The 16,591-nt window shown below is 48.6% G+C and carries 13 protein-coding genes; all 13 read right to left on the bottom strand.

Annotated features, from left to right (window positions below; all coding sequences use genetic code 11):
• Positions 1–86: 86 nt before the first annotated feature.
• Positions 87–1,202, bottom strand: coding sequence for a Fic family protein (locus tag AAC052_RS02455; RefSeq protein ID WP_339810668.1), 1,116 nt, complete (start codon positions 1,200–1,202; stop codon positions 87–89).
• A 116-nt stretch (positions 1,203–1,318) separates the two neighbouring features.
• Positions 1,319–1,705 carry a DUF1801 domain-containing protein gene (locus tag AAC052_RS02450; RefSeq protein ID WP_339810667.1) on the bottom strand — a complete coding sequence of 129 codons (387 nt, stop codon included), beginning with the start codon at positions 1,703–1,705 and terminating at the stop codon, positions 1,319–1,321.
• Positions 1,706–1,711: 6 nt separating this feature from the next.
• Positions 1,712–2,086, bottom strand: coding sequence for a DUF1801 domain-containing protein (locus AAC052_RS02445; protein WP_339810665.1), 375 nt, complete (start codon positions 2,084–2,086; stop codon positions 1,712–1,714).
• A gap of 350 nt (positions 2,087–2,436) precedes the next feature.
• Positions 2,437–3,801: a sulfatase gene (locus AAC052_RS02440; protein WP_339810664.1), complete on the bottom strand. Its 1,365-nt coding sequence runs from the start codon at positions 3,799–3,801 to the stop codon at positions 2,437–2,439.
• Between the two features lie 24 nt (positions 3,802–3,825).
• A complete protein-coding gene (locus tag AAC052_RS02435) occupies positions 3,826–4,293 on the bottom strand; it encodes a GNAT family N-acetyltransferase (RefSeq protein WP_339810662.1) in 468 nt (155 codons plus the stop codon).
• 40 nt (positions 4,294–4,333) lie between these two features.
• A complete protein-coding gene (locus AAC052_RS02430) occupies positions 4,334–6,160 on the bottom strand; it encodes an SGNH/GDSL hydrolase family protein (RefSeq protein WP_339810660.1) in 1,827 nt (608 codons plus the stop codon).
• Between the two features lie 201 nt (positions 6,161–6,361).
• The gene (locus tag AAC052_RS02425; protein ID WP_339810658.1) at positions 6,362–8,194 is read right to left on the bottom strand and encodes a von Willebrand factor type A domain-containing protein; all 1,833 of its coding nucleotides are present in this window, start codon (positions 8,192–8,194) and stop codon (positions 6,362–6,364) included.
• Between the two features lie 199 nt (positions 8,195–8,393).
• Positions 8,394–9,278 carry a TraB/GumN family protein gene (locus AAC052_RS02420; RefSeq protein ID WP_339810657.1) on the bottom strand — a complete coding sequence of 295 codons (885 nt, stop codon included), beginning with the start codon at positions 9,276–9,278 and terminating at the stop codon, positions 8,394–8,396.
• Between the two features lie 137 nt (positions 9,279–9,415).
• A complete protein-coding gene (locus AAC052_RS02415; protein WP_339810655.1) occupies positions 9,416–10,243 on the bottom strand; it encodes a helix-turn-helix domain-containing protein in 828 nt (275 codons plus the stop codon).
• A 139-nt stretch (positions 10,244–10,382) separates the two neighbouring features.
• On the bottom strand, positions 10,383–11,924 hold the full coding sequence (locus tag AAC052_RS02410; protein WP_339810653.1) for an acetylxylan esterase: 1,542 nt from the start codon (positions 11,922–11,924) through the stop codon (positions 10,383–10,385).
• Positions 11,925–11,973: 49 nt separating this feature from the next.
• The gene (locus tag AAC052_RS02405) at positions 11,974–13,941 is read right to left on the bottom strand and encodes a sialate O-acetylesterase (RefSeq protein WP_339810651.1); all 1,968 of its coding nucleotides are present in this window, start codon (positions 13,939–13,941) and stop codon (positions 11,974–11,976) included.
• A gap of 258 nt (positions 13,942–14,199) precedes the next feature.
• A complete protein-coding gene (locus AAC052_RS02400) occupies positions 14,200–14,973 on the bottom strand; it encodes a CHASE2 domain-containing protein (RefSeq protein WP_339810649.1) in 774 nt (257 codons plus the stop codon).
• Positions 14,974–15,001: 28 nt separating this feature from the next.
• A complete protein-coding gene (locus AAC052_RS02395) occupies positions 15,002–16,462 on the bottom strand; it encodes a serine hydrolase domain-containing protein (protein ID WP_339810648.1) in 1,461 nt (486 codons plus the stop codon).
• Positions 16,463–16,591 lie beyond the last annotated feature (129 nt).

The following is a 16,591-nucleotide window of genomic DNA, read 5'->3' as shown; positions in this document are numbered from 1 at the left end:
ATATTTTTCTGTATGAAGGTAATTCTTTGAGGCCATAGTGCCATGTGATGGCTGGCAGAGGTGTGTTGCACACTTCTGTCGATCCCTTAATTTGAAACCAGCTGATAATAGGTACTTCTCCCACCACCTTCTGCTTTTGTCAGTATGTGTTTTGCTACCAAATCCTGTATGTCTCTCAGGGCGGTGTCGGGGGAACACCCGGTTATCTTCGCCCACTTGGAGGTGGTGAGGTTGCCTTCAAAGCCGTCCATCAGTTTCTCGAGCATAAGCTTCTGGCGTTCGTTGTCTATCAGGAGCGCATGCTTGCTCCAGAAGGTATGCTTGAACATCACCGCATCCAACACATCGTACGATGCATTGAGCGAGTTGAGCAGGCAGTTCAGGAACCAGTCGAGCCAGTTGGTGATGTCCACATCCCCCTGCTGGGTTTTTTCAAGTATGTCGTAATAAGCTTTTCGCTCCTTCCTTATCTGCGCCGACATGCTGTAAAACCTTTGGGGCATGCCGTCGGCCCTGGCCAGCAGCATATCGGCGATGGCTCTGGCTATTCTGCCGTTGCCGTCCTCAAAAGGGTGTATGGTAACGAACCATAAGTGGGCTATGGCGGCTTTCACAACCAGGTCATTGCTGTCGTTTTCGTTGAGCCAAAGCAGGAACCTGTCCATTTCTTCATCGACGTGCTTGGCCGGTGGTGCTTCAAAATGCACTTTTTCCTTGCCCAGTGCTCCTGATACCACCTGCATGGGGCCGGTGGAATCATCTCGCCAGTTGCCCACGAGCACTTTGTACATGCCGCTTCTGCCGGTTGGGAACAGGGAGCTGTGCCAGGCGAATAGCCTGTCTTTTGTCAAAGGGGCGTTGTATTGCTGGGTGGCGTCCAGCATCATATCGACTACACCGTCTACATCCCTGTCGGAGGGGACGAGTCCGGATATGTCCATGCCTAAGCGACGAGCCACCGAAGAACGCACCTGCTGCGGATTCAGGATCTGGCCTTCTATTTCAGTTGATTTCAGCACGTCGAGGGTGAGCGTTTCCAGTACCGCTTCATTTTGCAGCACAAACCCCAACGATTCCATTTTGCCTACCAGCTTTCCTTGCAGGTGGCGCACCCTGCCTAGTAGTGGTGTGAGCTGTTCCTGCCTCCATTCAAAGGCTGGCCAGCTGGTTTTCTGATAGATGTATGGTAGTAATCTCCGCATAATATGCGTTAAATATACTTGTTATTCTCCGCATTCAGAAATAATATCCGCAAATTATGCGGTGAATAGAAGGGCTAATCGCCGCAAGAGATCTACGTGAAGTAAGTAGCGAAGTGTTATTTCTTCTTTTTCTCTCTGGCCTTATCCAGGTTTTCCTCTACCCTGAATTTTACGACCTGGCCGATAAGGTCTAGCGGCAGCGTCTTATCGATTGGAAACTGAACCGAGCCTTTAGCGCCTTTGTAGCCAGACAGTTCTTTTTTGAAAGCTTCAATACCGGAAGGGGTGGGGTAAAAGCCGATGTGTTTATCGTAGGCGGCGTAATACACCAGCATGCCCTCAAGCATGAAGGCTGGCATGTTGTAGCTAATCTTCTCTATTGCCTGAGGGGCTGCTTTTTTGATCGTTGCCCTCAGACTTCCCATCAGTTGCTGTGTTTTTTCAGGAAATGCGGCGAAGTATTCTTCAACTGTTTTGAATTTGTGAGAAGGTGCTGCTTCCATGGTGTTTTACTTTTTTGAGGTAGACTGGACTCTTTGGTTGTTCTCCTTTAGTCTGAATGCAACCAGCTGCGCAATCAGTTTCAGAGGCATGGGTTGGTTTAGCGGAAATTGTGCCGTCGACTTTTCGGTAGTAAAGGGAGCTATGGCTTTTTGGAAGGCCTGGTCACCCGCTGGCACCGGATACATGCCGATATGCTTTTTCCAGGCGGCGTATGATACCAGAAAACCATTTTGTTTGAAAGCAGGCATGTTGTAACTGATCAGCTCTTCTGCCTGGGGTGCCGCTTGTTTAATTGTTTGCCTCAGGGCTGTCAAAATCGACTGCACTTCCTCAGGAAAAGTGCCGATATACTCATCGACTGATTTGAATTTTGTTCCCATCACCTATTGTTTTTGTACTAGCTGTAATTACAAAAATACCTTCATCCTTATAAATTCCTCCGGTGCAGAAGCGGCAATTGGAGGGGTGGTTTGCGGCAAGGGTCGCTAGTGCCCTTTAGTCATTTAATGGTCGTGCCACCAATTCGGCAAGGGCCTTCGTTGTGGGCGCGACATGCGGCAGTGGTGCCCACAGCGATAGCTGGTGGCACCATCTCAGAGGAGTTCGGCTCCCGTTTGCAAGAGACTACAAAAGTTTGGATTGTCAACTTTAGGCTGGGCAGCCAGCCTGGCTCATGCCGCAGTGTTCCTCAGCTAAACCAGCGAAACTTTTGTAGTCTTTTGACGCCTCTTCATTTGGACAGACTTTCAATTTCCTCATTGCACTGCTTACGAAGCGATGCCAGTATCTTCTGCGATGCCTTGTCTTGTACCAGGTTTTTTGTTTCCCATGGATCGTTGACAAGGTCGTAAAGTTCTTCAGAATCTGGAATATCCCTGTACCTGAAGTACTTGTATTTCTCGGTTCGTATGCCCTCACTGGCAGCGATAGGCTTAAAGTCCCAGAGGTGTTCGCACAGGAAGGCGTCCCGTCGTGGTACAGCCATTTTCGTTTTTTTGGTGTGACCAGTGAGGCTCATGCCCTGATAAGACGCTGGAATTTTGGCCTGAGCAAAGTCAAGGATAGTGGGAGCAATGTCGGCATTCAGTGCCATGTCTTCCACCGTTTTTGAACCAACGCCTGACGGATGATAGATAATCAGTGGCACACGCAGCGACGGTTCGTACATCAGCCACTTGCCAGCGAGCTGGCGTTCCCCGAGAAAGTAGCCGTTGTCGCCCATGAGGATGATGACTGTGTTTTTATCAACTCCTTTTGCTTCCAGCGCTGTTCGTATTTTGGCGATGGCTCGGTCTATCCCGGTGATCATCCGGTAGTAGCCCTTTACCATTTGCTGGTATTTTTCCGGGCTATCGAACCGCCAGTTCCAGCGGGTTCGGTTGAAGCCTTCTCGCACAGGCAACGGCAGCTTCATGAAGTAGTTGTCGTCGGCCATGGCCGGGCCTGGGATAGTCACATTTTTGTACAGGCTGTCTACCTCCTGGGGCCAGAAGTACTGCTGCGGTGAGCTATCGTCGGCGTGAGGCGCATGGAAGCTAATGGAAAGGCAAAACGGCTTGTCTTCTGGCGCATTTTCGATAAAATCGATGGCATTGTCCCTGATCACGTCGGTGGTGTGTTTGTGCCTGGTGCCTTCTTCTACCAGCCTGAAGTAGGCCCCAACGGGTTCGGGCTTGTATACGTCGAAAAGGCTCGTGTCTCTTTTGTTTTCAAAATTCACACCCATTTTCCCCAAAAATCCGCTGTAGTAGCCCTCACTTTTCAGCACGGATGGATAACTGTTGTCGGTGAATTCATTGTTGATCGGAGGCTGCTGGAAAGTGTACTTGTGTTTCCTTTCGTACAGTCCGGTGATGATGGTAGCCCGGCTGGCTGCGCAAATGGGGGTGGTGACGAAGGCATTTTTGAAGTAGACACCCTCACGGGCCAGCTTGTCCATTTCCGGTGTTTGAATGATTGTGTTACCCGCATAGCCCAGGGCATCCCAACGCTGGTCGTCGGTGAGAATGAAAACGATGTTGGGCCTGGACTTTTGCCCATACACGTAGCCAGAGAAGCAAATCAGGAGGAGGGTTAGGAGGTTTTTTGACGTCATGGGAGAATCGTTTTTAGCGTAAAGTCAGGCTGTCGGTTGCTTCTGTAGCTCCTTCGCAAAGCAGATGCTGCTGGCCATATTGGCATATTGTCCATAGTTTTCGATCACCGTGTAGCCAGCTTTTTTGTATAACCGGATGGCATTTTCGTACTGCCTGCCGGTTTCTAAAATACAATATTCGCAGGAAAGCTCTGTAGCCCATCGCTCTAACTCGTAGAGAATTTTAGAGGCAATTCCCCGCCCTCTGCCTTCAGGAGAAGTGTACATTCTTTTGACTTCCATAGTGGTGGCGTCGAATTTTTTGATAGCGCCGCTGCCGAGAGCTGTTTCTCCATCGTAAGCCACCACTACGTGCCTGATCTTGTCGATGTGATTGTATTGGGCATAAAAGGCATGGTCTTCACCGTCCATGGCTGTCACGTACATATCCAGTTGCTTGACAAGCTTGACGAAGTCTGGATTTTCAGAAGTGGTTCGTTGTAGTTGGAGCATGGAGGCAAATCGTGTCAGCTGGGAACGTGGTGGTTCAGGATTATTTTTTGGCCTTCATCTCCTTTGGTATTTCGACCAACGGCTTCAGTGCTTCTCTCATCTTCACATAACCAGCAGCATTGGGATGCAGCCCATCTGAGAAAAGGCTTTCGTCTATCTTGTTGTCCTTTTTCAAAAAGATCGGCCCTACATCTGCGTACCTGACTTGTTTATTGCTTGAAAGCCTGGCCATTTCAAGGTTTAGATCTGCCACTCGTTGCTCGTTGTTTCGCCTCGGCAAAAGCCCCATGAGCGTAATTTCCGCTTTTGGCTGGCGGATTTTGATGGCGTCAAGCAACAGTCCCAACCCCTCCAGAATTTCGTCATCTGTATTCAGGTGCAAGTTATTGGTGCCTATCATGATGAAGATCTTATTGGCTTCAAATCCATCCAGTTCGCCATGGTATACCCGCCAGAGGACGTTTTCCACCCTGTCCCAGCCATAGGCCTGGTTGCGCATGCCTGCGGGCGTGAACAATGTTTTCCATGACTCTTCTTCCACCACTCTTTTGGTTCTGGGCAAACCTCCCCAAAAGTGAATAATAGAATTGGCGAGGAAGACCATCTTAGGTGGTTCTTTGTCATTCATCGCCAAAATCTCATTGTGCCTTTCTTCCCAATCATAGTTGTTGGGCTCTCTGTATTGCGTGACAGGTTTCGTAGTCGAGGCAAGACCAACAGGTTCATTGAGAATGGCTCTCAACGCTTTTTCGTAGCCCTGCGCATAGTGAAGCATGCCGAGGTCGGTGGGATGAGTGCCATCTACCGTATCGTCCAGTCCCAGGCCAATCTCCTCCTTAGTCAGGTAGAAGAGCCCGCTTACCCCTTCTCTTTTTAACTGATAAAATGCCTCTTGTTGTACACGGTTGGCTGTGGTGTATTGCCACTTTCTATCGTCGTTGACAAGGGCGTCTGTATAGCCAGCGTTATCCACCAGCAAAATTGGTGTAGTGGGATGCTTTGCCCTCAAAGCACGAACTGACGTTAGTACCCGGTTCTTTAGCCCCTGTTCTCCGTTGATGCCGAGCCTTTCCCAGGTGCCTGGAATCAGGTTGGGCAGGCAGTCGAGCACAAACACTTTGGCGTCGATTTCATTGACAAAATCTACGACGGAGCTGTCGAGACGGCCATTACCGCTGAAAGCCAGGTTGATCAGTGGCCTATCCATTTTTCTCCCCAATATCGATGTCCACGCCATGCCGGGCCGGGAAGCGCAGGCACCGTGAGCAATGGAGGTGCCGTACACGACGATAGGCTTTTCTTTTCGCACAGGCAGAGGCTTGAAATGAGCACTGGTTTCCACGCCCACTTCCAGCCAGGAAACCGAATTGTAAAGCGGCAAATAAAGGCGGTATTCTCGGCCCAGCTCGTGGAATTGGTCGTTGGGCCTTAGCCCTTCGTAGCGGTAGGTAATGGTATCACCAAAGTTTCGTTTGGCAGCGCACCAGATTTCCTGTCCGTCATTAGTAATGGCGTAGAGGTCGACACCACTTACGCCCGTGGCGGGCATGTGATCCATGCCGTAGTTGTTGCCTTCTCCCTTCGGTTTCGAAATATAGCGAACAACAATCTGCGAAGAATTGGAGCGGAAGCGTACCATCAGGCCTGCTGAATGTTGAGAAAGATTCCAAACTGCTGGTGGAACCTTGCCTTCCGCCCTGGCCGGTAGCCTGTCGTAAGGAGCTTTGGTTTCGCCTGCCCAGGCTTGTCCTTCAATGACGGGGAATGCATGTTCGGCTGGGTTCCACCATTTGATCGTCGGGGTTTCTTGTGAGACGGCGCTGAAGGTAACAAGGCAAACGACGATGGCGAGTAGGTGTTTTTTCATGAGGTGTTGAAAATAGAATAACGAAAGCCCTTTTTTTGCTCAAAAAGGGAAAGTCAATCTAATAGATTTTACTTAAAAAGCCTTTCGAAAAACTATTAGGTGGTTTTATTCCTGCTCTGGAAAGGGTTGCATAGTTTCGTCTCTGGAAAATAACAAAAAGACCGGCCCGGTGAGTTTGAAGCTACCGGCCGGTCTTCTTTTTTAGTTATCTAAAGGGGTGTCAAGCAAACTGGCAGTTTCCACCAGCCTGATCATCTCAGCACGATAGCCCTTTGGGTCGTCGCTCCGGGCATTGACAGCCAGGTCGTAGGTTGATTCCCACGTAGCTGAACCTCTTTTGTCGGAGTCCCTTAAAAGCATGCCAAACTGAGCTACCGAGGCTGAAAACCGGAAATTTGCGCTCGTAGCTTCCAGTGCCACCGGCTCATCTTTTACCACTAATTCCACCAGTTGGCTTCTGAACCCATCGGGCTTTTTGTACCTGAGTTTTAAAGTTACCAGGTCGTTGCTTGTAAGTGCCACCTCTGATGGCTGTGAGTTCTGGTACTTCAACCCTGAAGCAGTGCCTTTCTTTCCGGCTGGTACAATTTCGTAGAGTGCTGTCACCGAATGCCCGGCACCTATCTCACCCGCATCTTTTTTGTCATTGTCGAAGTCTTCATCGTCCAGAATTCTGTTTTCGTAGCCGATGAGGCGGTACTCTGTCACATGAACCGGGTTAAACTCCAATTGGAATTTTACGTCTTTGGCGATGGTGAAGAAGGTGCCTCCAAACTCACTCACAAGTACCTTTTGGGCCTCGAGCAGATTGTCGATGTAGGAGTAGTTGCCATTTCCTTTGTCGGCGATGATCTCCATTTTGTCATCTTTGATATTCCCTCTACCAAAGCCTAATACTGAAATGGAGATACCCCTTTTTCTTTCTTCTTCGATCAGCTGTTCCATTTCATCATTGCTTTGCAAGCCAACGTTAAAGTCCCCGTCCGTTGCAAGTACAATCCTGTTGTTACCTTCTTCAATAAAATTCCTTGCGGCCACTTTGTATGCCAACTTCAATCCTTCGCCACCAGCAGTCGATCCGCCAGCAGATAACTTGTCCAGCGCCGCAAGAATGACATCCTTTCGGTTGCCATCGGTCGAAGGTAAAACCAGACCTGAACTTCCCGCATAAACAACCATTGCGACCCGGTCAACCGGTCGTAAATGCTGAACCAGTAGCCTTAGTGATGATTTCAGAAGGGGGAGTTTGTCAGGATCGGACATCGACCCCGAAACATCGATGAGGAAGACGATGTTGGAGGGAGGCAGTTGATCCATTTCAATTTTTCTGCCCTGTAACCCCACATGCAGGAGCAGGTTCTTTTTGTTCCAGGGGCATGACGATAGCTCATAATTCACGCTAAAAGGTGTCTCTCCTTCGGGCTGAGCGTAATCGTAGTCAAAGTAATTGATCATTTCTTCGACCCTGACAGCATCTTTCGGAGGCAGCGAGCCACTTTCAATGTACCGACGCATGTTGCTATACGATGCACCGTCCACATCAACTGAGAAGGTAGACAGAGGTTTCTTGGTTACCTTTTGAAAGCCAGATTCTTCAATTTTGGCGTAGCTTTCCTGGGAAACAGGCTGGTATTGCTGTTTTTTCCGGCCTCTTGTTACAACGGAAACACCGGCTACTCGGCCCTGGAGTTGTGACGCCAGCCCAGTTACGACTACTTCCTGCAATTGCTGAACATCTGCCGACAGCGCCACGTCGACTATAGTTCTCTTGCCGACGTCAACCTCCTGGGTGACGTAGCCAAGGAATGAAAATACAAGGATGTTCTTATCTGCTGGATCCAGCTCAATTTGGTAGTGGCCGTTTACGTCGGAAACTGTGCCCAGGGTTGATCCCTTTTTTACAATATTTACGCCCGGGATAGGTGAACCATCGTCCTGGTCGGTGATCCTACCCGATACAATTTGCCCGAAGGCATGTGCATCAGCCAGTGATACAAACAGGCTGAGCAGCATGAGGTGTAGAAGTTTTTTCATAACGGTATGTTTACGGTTTATAATGTTACTTATGTAGTTGGTAACATTATAGAACCGATCAACCTGTATTTTTACCGCTCATTCATTTCGTTAATTATTGAGTTTAAACTGAGTGATACTTGTAACCGTCAGACAGACAAAACTTTCCCACCAAAGCCATGGCGGGTACGAAATATAGAGGTGGTGTAAGTGAGGGCCGTTAATGAGTTTCCTCGGGCGTCACCACAAACCCTCTTTCTCTCAGCTGACTGATCAATCCGCATTCAAACTGTAGATGACTCAAGCCGACAGCGACAAAGCAGCTTGATGACTGGAGATCGCCAACGATTTTTTCTATCCATCGGGCGTTGCGTTCGGTCAGCATGAGGCTGTTACGGCAGGGCTCCGTTAGCCGGTAATCAAAGGCCATTTCCCGGTACATGCTGGTGGCTTCGCAGCTTTGGGCATCACCTCCGCTCTTTATTAATTTTATAAGCCGGGACAGACGTTTTTTATGCACTTTTGGTGGCATGCCTTCAATGTCTTTCCTGATCAATTCCAGTTGCTCTTCGGCCGTTTCCAGGCCAATCACCCGCTTGCCTGCCTGCTTGGCAAGAAAGCCGATATATTCGTCGATTGAGAGATTGGGATCGGCGGCGGATCTTGTGTTGCAGGTGTTAATGGTGTATTCTCTGTTGAGAGCTGCGTGCAGTTCCTCAGGCCGCAGCTTTTCAAAGTTGGCGGGGCTGTGTTGCAGGCGCTCTCGTAAGTAGGCCAGGTCAGTTTTTGTCAGGTATTTTGACCATTGAGTGTCAGCCGTGCGGGCGTTCACAATGTCGTTGGCTGTGTGCCCGGGTGCGGGGTCTGATTCTGTAATCACGATATCCGCTGCCATGAGTTTGTCCTTCGCAGTTTTCAGTGTATCAAAGAAAGACTTGCTAAAGGCGTGGTGAGTACCAAAGAGGTAGGATTCAGTTGTGCCATCGGGTGAAACTACCCGGAATAAAAGTGTGCCGGGTACCTCACCCTGGTGGTTGCTGGCAGCAAGCCTTCCAGCGATAAAGCCGAGGAATATTGCAAGAAGAATAGATGCAAATTTTTTCATCAGTCAGTGTTGTATCTACTTAGATATCCTTGAGTATGCCTTGGTGAAATAGAGGAAGCCAGCTATGATTTTAATTACCAAAATTGCGAGGTTACAACACAGCAGGATAGTAAAAACTGGACAAAAGATGTTTAGCTTCAGTTTCTTGTGAAAATGGGCATCTGCAATTCCCTTGGAGCTTTTAGGTACTCTCCGGGTGTTAGGCGTGTGAACTTCTTCATTTCTTTGATAAAGTGCATCTGGTCATAAAAGCCATTGTCGTGGGCAATGCTTGTCAGGTTGACCTGGCTGGCTTTGTTGGTGGCTTTCAGTGTATGAAACAACCTAATCAGCTGCCCGCACTGCTTGGGTGACACACCCAGGTTTAGCAAGAATTTTCTCTCAAAAGTTTTTATGGTAACGCCAGTTTCTTCAGCCAGATCGAGTATGCGGTGAGCGCCCCTGCCGTCCACAATGCGGTTAATCAGGTAGTCGAAGGTAGCGTCAGCCTGCCGATTGAGCGTCAGGAGTCTTTTCATAAAGTAGGCTTCAATATGCCTGACCCTATCCAGCAGACAGTTGGTTTCAAAGAGCTTGCTCTCCAACTCCAGTATATCTTTTCCAAAAAGGTCTTCAATTGGAATTGACTGATTGATAGTTTCCTGAAGGCGTGGCTTGATAAATGGGTAAAGTCCGTGGGGCTTGAAACGAACAGAAAGGTTCATTTCTCCGTCAACTTTTACATCCTGTGCAATGGTTTTCAATCCTGATAGGTGACTTCCCAAAACCTCTACTTTTCCCAGCCCATCTTTTATTTTTCTTTCGAGCGTACCGGAGGTAAAGATCAGTTCCACTGTATTGTCTGGTGCCACCAGGTAGGTTCTTCCTTTGTTTTCGGGCCGCTTTGTATAGCTTTCTGTCCACACGCAGTCGATGTATCGACTAAGTATGCTGTTCAGCTTAAACTCCTGATACTCATTAATCATACTGATGCTCTTATGACCGCATGGAATGAGTATACTTTGACGGGGAGAATTTGTTGCAAAACTGTGGTGAGTGGTTGAGGACACCCTCCCTGGTCACAAGCAATATCAAATCAGGCCTACACTTAGGTTGCAGCCTGAGTTATTGTGTTTTCTCGTACTTTAAAAAGCTGCTTGCCCATGGAATGAAATATTGGAAGTTGGGGGCATCGGTGTGCCCTCCGTCATGTTGTCGCCATGCCAGCTCACCACCGAGCAGACCTGTGAGAACGGGCGGCATTTGCTCAGTCTGATAATTATTGGAGACTCCAATGTCTTTGACGCCTAACAGCTTGAATGCCGGGCCGGCCGCCACCGTAGCCATGTAGCTTCCCTGCTGATCCAGCCATTTGGCATCGCCTTTTTCTGGTATTCCGTAGCTGATGAATGTTAAACGAGGAGCACACAGTGCAATTAATTGGTGAGAATCAACGGGCAGGTCACAGCCTGTCTTGCTGCCAAATTTTGCTTTGGAGGCGCCATATTTAAGATAATTGCCCGCCATCCAGTGGTATTCGCCCGAACCAGTGAGGTTTTCCACGGCTTCGCCAAAAACACGTCGGTGAAGTACAGCGCCTCCCTTTCCTGAAGATCCGATCAATCCTACGGCAAATCTCTGCTCCAAAGCGAGGGTTACCAGGGCAGCTTTTCCGTACCGTGATACGCCTTCGATACCCACTTTCTTTGCATCTACCAGGGTGTCTGTTTCCAAATAGTCGAGGCCTCTTGCGGCTCCCCATGCCCACGCACGCAGTGAGCCCCAGTCTTCAGGTTTGCGTGGTTGGCCTTTGTTCACCAGGCCAATAATCCCCCGGGTGAGCCCGGCACCGTTGTCGGCCTGGATGCTGGCAGGCTCAATGGTGGCATAACCCCAGCCCGCTGCCAACAGCTGCTCCGTGGGGGGAGAATCGCCGGTAGGAGCCGGTGCAAAGAAGTTAGGGCCGGGCAGTTTCGTGACGGGCGTATAGGCGGGATAACGATCAAAAATTTCCTTTACCTCAGGATTGCTCTTAATCATCATTTCTTTAAAAGCAGCATTCAGGGTCTCCATGTCGCTATTGGAAGGCTGGGCTGGTGAAGGGAATGAGGGACGGCCAAACATCATTAAAACGGGTACAGGGCCTTTCACATTGGTGGGCACCACCAGCATCATGTTGATGTCGACATTGATGAGCGGGTATGCGCTGTTGTCGACATGCCCCACCAATTGCTTAGCTATAACAGGTATGCGGCCTACGAACTCTTTGTCGGTGATTTTCACTTCCCAGGTCACTGCCGGGATGTTTTTCGGCAGGCGGCCGTACATCTCCCGTTCAATGTCTTCTACAATTTCAGGCCGGCGCTGCTTCCACCACATGTCGGCCGAGGTGACTTTTTTGCCGCTGCTGGTTACGAGAAGGTCTGGCAACTGAGGGCAGGGGTTCGCAATGGATTCGTCGTAGTTGGCATGGTTGGGTGCCGACTCATTGCCACTAGGGCCTGGTCTTAGCTGTTGAATGCCCAGCTGCTGCATCATGTTGGTGTGGTCTTCCTGGGCTGTAAAGGTGACCAGGGGCGGGTATTTGCTGCTGTCATTTTTTGCCCCCTGGCCAACAGCCACCTGGCTGAGTGAAGCAGTAAATAATAGGATAAGTAGGTTTTTCATTTGCTGGTGTTGTTAATAATCTGGTAGAAATAGCTGTAAGGGCCATGCATCATTGATCTGTCCTGAACGGGGAGGCCGGTAAGCCTTCCCGGTTATACAGGTTTGGATTGTCAGGGTTGTCGGCCCAGGCGTACCGCACATATTTTGGTTCGGTCACTTCGTCGCTCCAAACAATCACTTTGTCACCTTCAATCTTCGCCTGTGCCCAAACAAATTTTTTGTCCTCTCCGGCAATGGCAAATTCGCTCAGTGCTTCTCCATCATCGGCGATTAAACCACCACCGGTATGAGAGAAGGAGATCGTTATTTTGTTGCCCTCGATGGAGTAATTTTGATACAAAGGGCCTGAATAAACAACTTCTTCACCATAAGCTATCCTAAGGGCAGCAAGGGCCATTCTTTCTCCTACATCCTTTTTATTGTCAGGGTGAATATCATTCCATTCTCCCAAATCAATATTTACCGTCATGGCCGTGTTGGGAACTTTCAGGCCCTTCAATTGCGATTCTCTCAAAATGGCCCAGTTACTTTCTGAGGGCAGGTAATTCACGTCCATAAAATTGGGTAATTGGGCATAAATAAAGGGTGCGTCGGGATAACTGAATTGATTTCTCCAGTCTTTGATCAGTGCTGGCAGGAGGTCAGCGTATTCAGCAGGTTTGCCTGCGTTACTTTCGCCCTGATACCACAGTATTCCTTTGATGCGATAATTGTTGATGGGAGCGACCATGGCATTGAACAGTGACGTGGGCTGATTTTGGGCACTGATGCCTGGTGGCAATGTTGGCTGGGGCTCAAACACAACGCCTACTTTGTATTGCCAGTAGCCCTTAAGGTCGACAGTGTCGGTGCCGGCAAACAAGCAATAGGGCTTATCGGGCACGAACCCACCTTTGCCATTGTAGTTAGTGACCTTAACCACAAAGACATTCTTTCCAGCCTTTAGCAGACCAGCGGGAACCGGGTACCTTCGTTGTGGGTATTGATACGTTTTGTTTCCGACTTCTTTTCCGTTGATGTAGAGCACATCTGCGTCCACTATCCGCCCAAGAAATACCTTCGCCTCTTTGTCTGCCATTGAGGCTGGCACATCAATTTCTTTCCTGTACCAAACGATGCCATTCAGGTCTTTGGCACCCTGGTCTTCCCAGTAGCCTGGGATGTTGATGGTACGCCAGTTTTTTGGGACAAAATCAACAGCATACCATGGTTTTGGCTCGGTTAGTCCCTTGTCTTCGGGTTGCTTTAGAGGCTGGCTGGGCCTTGCCTTTCTATTGATGGCATTGACATAGGCCGTGTCCTTATTGTTTTCTATGGTTTGCAGGATCGAAGGGAATTCTTTGAAGCCTTCCTCACTTGTCCACGCCTCAATAGGGGTGCCGCCCACGCTGGCGTTGATCAGGCCGATGGGCACATGGTATTTCTCATAGATCTTTTTCGCAAAAAAATAGGCCACGGCCGAAAAAGGTCTCACCTCTTCTGACACGGCCTGGCTCCAGGAGCCGTCAGCCAAATCTTCCAATGGGCCGGCCAGACTATTGCGGGTTGGGATAAGAAACTGCCGTATTTCAGGGTAGTTGGCATTGGCTATTTCATCGGCATAGGTCACATCATGGATGTTTAGCTGGTGAACCATGTTCGATTGCCCCGAGCAAAACCAAACATCACCAAGCAGGATATTTTCGAGGGTAATGGTGTTCTTGCCAGAAATAGTCATGCGATACGGGCCACCGGCTTTCATGGCAGGCAACTCTACCTGCCATTTTCCCTCTGCAGAGGTTGTTGCCTTATATCGCTTGTTGTTGAATGCAAGGGTGACCTTTTCGCCGGGAGACGCCCACCCCCACATGTTGAGTTTTGCGTCACGCTGCAAAACCATACCATTTGTGATGATTTGTGGCAGCTTCACTTGCGAAAAGCCGTGCGTCAGCGGGGCTATCAGTAGCGCAAGTAGAAGGAGTCTTCTGACAGTTACCAACGAATTATGCTTTTTGAGCATTCCTGTCTCTTTCTTCATTTGTTTCAACGGGTGGTTAGTTTAAGCTTCAGACCGAATGGCTTTTGTTCTTTAAAAAATTGCCGATAAATGCAAACATGCTTTCAAGTCCGACAATGAAGATATGATATTTTGTATACATGCCCTAGAGCATAGGTGGCGTACCCTGCGTCCGACTTGGCTTTGTTTTGCGACACAGACATGAAATGCCGATCTGTTGAATGTCTCCAGAAAGTGAAAAAGGAGAATTAGCGTTCGGATTCATGATTACTATGAAGACTATTTGGGAGGCATCACTTCGTTTGGTTTTGACATTATTTCCCGTACAACGGCCGCATGAATTTCTATGCCATTGTGCACACTACCATCCTTCATTGCAAATTGATCCTCCTCATTTCCAACATAACCAAAGAGCACAATTTTGTTCTGCAGAGAAGCGCTGTCAAAATTACCAAGGAGCAGGTCTTTGTAGTCAATTATCGTGATGCTGTCCATTTGCAGTGTCGGCATGATCTCAAATAATTCATCTGGCTTATTCTGATATTTGTCTTTCACACCATATGCCTTTGCAGCCAGTTCGTAGCTAAACGAGTTGAATATTTTATCCCCAAGTTTCATTTGAGCGACATAGGATTTGTCAATGGTTCTAAGTGCAGGAGGGATATTTCCGGTTGCTTGATTTTCAACAATTAAATTAGCAAAGCCGTAGCTGTAGGAATTGGCCTGAAATTTTGGATGCGGGTATATCAACTCATCAAATTCATTGGTTTGTTGATTATAACCCTCTGGTTTGAAAATATGGACTACCTGACGGGCATTTTTTAGCTCCCTCACAATAATGGAATCCTTGGCGAGGCTGTCTTTTAGTAGAAAGATGTCGAGGCCAATTACCTTTGGACTACACTTATTGACTACAGCCAACTGTTGGCCAAGACTGACTCTGTCGGTCTTGCCTATGTTGATGATGGTGACCACGTCTTTCTGAATTGGAGAGCTCTTCGGCACGCTACAGCTCAGCAGTGTGAGGCTTAGAAGAATGACATACCTATTCATAGATTGATCGCTGGTTCAAAGTCTGACCTCACTCTACTTTATAAAACCTGTAGTTGTTGTTCCAAAGCAAGACCACCGGGCCATTCTCACTGGCTGAAAAGACAATCTGGTCTCCTTTTTCCAGGTCGATGAATTTCATAGCCTCCGTCGGTGTCAGACTGAATGATGTGTTTTGGTCAGGGTCAATTACAGTCAGCTGACCATTCGTCAGCCTTACTTCAATATAATAGCTGCCGGATCCCGGCACCTGCTCTGAATACTGATACTTTCCGACAAATTCCTGTAGTTTTTCCGAAGAAAGTTTGATGGTTTCAATGGTTCTTACGTTCGAAAGTCCCCAGTCGTAATAGTCAGAGGCCGAATTGATGATTTCGCCAATCAGCCGGCCACCGTTGTCGGCATTCGTCATTATGATAATGGCTTCTCCCTTATGGGCAAAGGCTACCATATTGTTTGTGAAGCCTGCATTTTTGCCGCCATGTTGAAAAATCAGGTCTTCGCTATCGTTTTTCAGTGATGGCCCCAGTCCCCAGTCATTTTTGTCTTTGGTGAGCATGCGGGTCACCATTTCCTGCGATAAGATGCCATCCTTTTTGCCAGCCACAATGGATTGAATTTCAATGCAATATTTGGCCAGGTCGGATGGGGTGGTCCAGAGGCCGGCAGCTGCCTGTTCAGGGTAGTTATGCCAAAGCCCGTCAATGAGGGTGCCATTGCTGTCATAGGCAGCACTGGCTTCAGCAGCACGATCGGCAGGTAGTGGCTGCGTATAAGTGCTGTGTTCCATACCCAGAGGTTCCAAAACACTTTGCTTCAGGTAAATGTCGAGTGGCAAGTCGGTTACATCTTCAACTACCTTTTCCATGATCGTATAGCCACCGCCTGAATACCTCCAAAGGGTGCCGGGAGTTGTATCTACGTAGATGGCGGGTGTGTTGCCTCTGCCATTCAATACCGTTTCAATGCCCGGAAATATCATGGAGGGGTGATAACCAGGGAAACCGTGAACAGTGGTGCCAGCCGTATGAGTCAGCAGCCGACGGAGTGTTACTTTTTCAGTTTGAGTAAATTCGCTGTCAGGGACTTTCCAGCTTGTCAAATACGTATTTACATCGGCATCCAGCTCAACTTTCCCCTCCTCAGCAAGCTTTAACGCAGCCAGTGCAGCAATAGGTTTGCTGATGGATCCTGCCTGAAAGAGCGTGTTCACATCAACCAGACTGCCAGTTTGGGAGTTAGCGGTTCCGTAGCCTTTGGCCCAGCTAACCTTTCCGTCTTTTACTACGGCTATGCTTACTCCAGGCACGTTATAGTGGGCCATTCTCTCAGCAAGCGTGTAGGTCTTCTTTGGTTCACCTTTGATTTGCAAGCCAGCCACCAGGCTGTTTTCGATAACCTGGGCGGCGTCTCCATTGCCTACCTGGGTTGGGGTGGAACAGGAGTAAAAGATGGAAAAACAAATGAGCGCAGGAAATGTCAGAAGTTTCATGAAGTAAGTTAGGTGGGTTTGTGTTAAGGGTAAAGTTGTTTAATAGTAAGCAAGATAGCAGAATGTACCGAAAGGAGGTCAATTTGCGGAACATCAAAAAAAGCCACCCCACCGGATGGCTTTTAAGTT

The organism is uncultured Imperialibacter sp., from assembly GCF_963974565.1.
In the GTDB taxonomy this organism is placed as follows: Bacteria; Bacteroidota; Bacteroidia; order Cytophagales; family Cyclobacteriaceae; genus Imperialibacter; species Imperialibacter roseus.
This window is presented reverse-complemented; position numbering and strand designations above follow the sequence as displayed.

Excerpts from the sequence above, each read along its gene's own strand:
- AAC052_RS02455 (WP_339810668.1), bottom strand. The coding sequence starts at position 1,202 with ATGCGGAGATTACTACCATACATCTATCAGAAAACCAGCTGGCCAGCC.
- AAC052_RS02450 (WP_339810667.1), bottom strand. The coding sequence starts at position 1,705 with ATGGAAGCAGCACCTTCTCACAAATTCAAAACAGTTGAAGAATACTTC.
- AAC052_RS02445 (WP_339810665.1), bottom strand. The coding sequence starts at position 2,086 with ATGGGAACAAAATTCAAATCAGTCGATGAGTATATCGGCACTTTTCCT.
- AAC052_RS02440 (WP_339810664.1), bottom strand. The coding sequence starts at position 3,801 with ATGACGTCAAAAAACCTCCTAACCCTCCTCCTGATTTGCTTCTCTGGC.
- AAC052_RS02435 (WP_339810662.1), bottom strand. The coding sequence starts at position 4,293 with ATGCTCCAACTACAACGAACCACTTCTGAAAATCCAGACTTCGTCAAG.
- AAC052_RS02430 (WP_339810660.1), bottom strand. The coding sequence starts at position 6,160 with ATGAAAAAACACCTACTCGCCATCGTCGTTTGCCTTGTTACCTTCAGC.
- AAC052_RS02425 (WP_339810658.1), bottom strand. The coding sequence starts at position 8,194 with ATGAAAAAACTTCTACACCTCATGCTGCTCAGCCTGTTTGTATCACTG.
- AAC052_RS02420 (WP_339810657.1), bottom strand. The coding sequence starts at position 9,278 with ATGAAAAAATTTGCATCTATTCTTCTTGCAATATTCCTCGGCTTTATC.
- AAC052_RS02415 (WP_339810655.1), bottom strand. The coding sequence starts at position 10,243 with ATGATTAATGAGTATCAGGAGTTTAAGCTGAACAGCATACTTAGTCGA.
- AAC052_RS02410 (WP_339810653.1), bottom strand. The coding sequence starts at position 11,924 with ATGAAAAACCTACTTATCCTATTATTTACTGCTTCACTCAGCCAGGTG.
- AAC052_RS02405 (WP_339810651.1), bottom strand. The coding sequence starts at position 13,941 with ATGAAGAAAGAGACAGGAATGCTCAAAAAGCATAATTCGTTGGTAACT.
- AAC052_RS02400 (WP_339810649.1), bottom strand. The coding sequence starts at position 14,973 with ATGAATAGGTATGTCATTCTTCTAAGCCTCACACTGCTGAGCTGTAGC.
- AAC052_RS02395 (WP_339810648.1), bottom strand. The coding sequence starts at position 16,462 with ATGAAACTTCTGACATTTCCTGCGCTCATTTGTTTTTCCATCTTTTAC.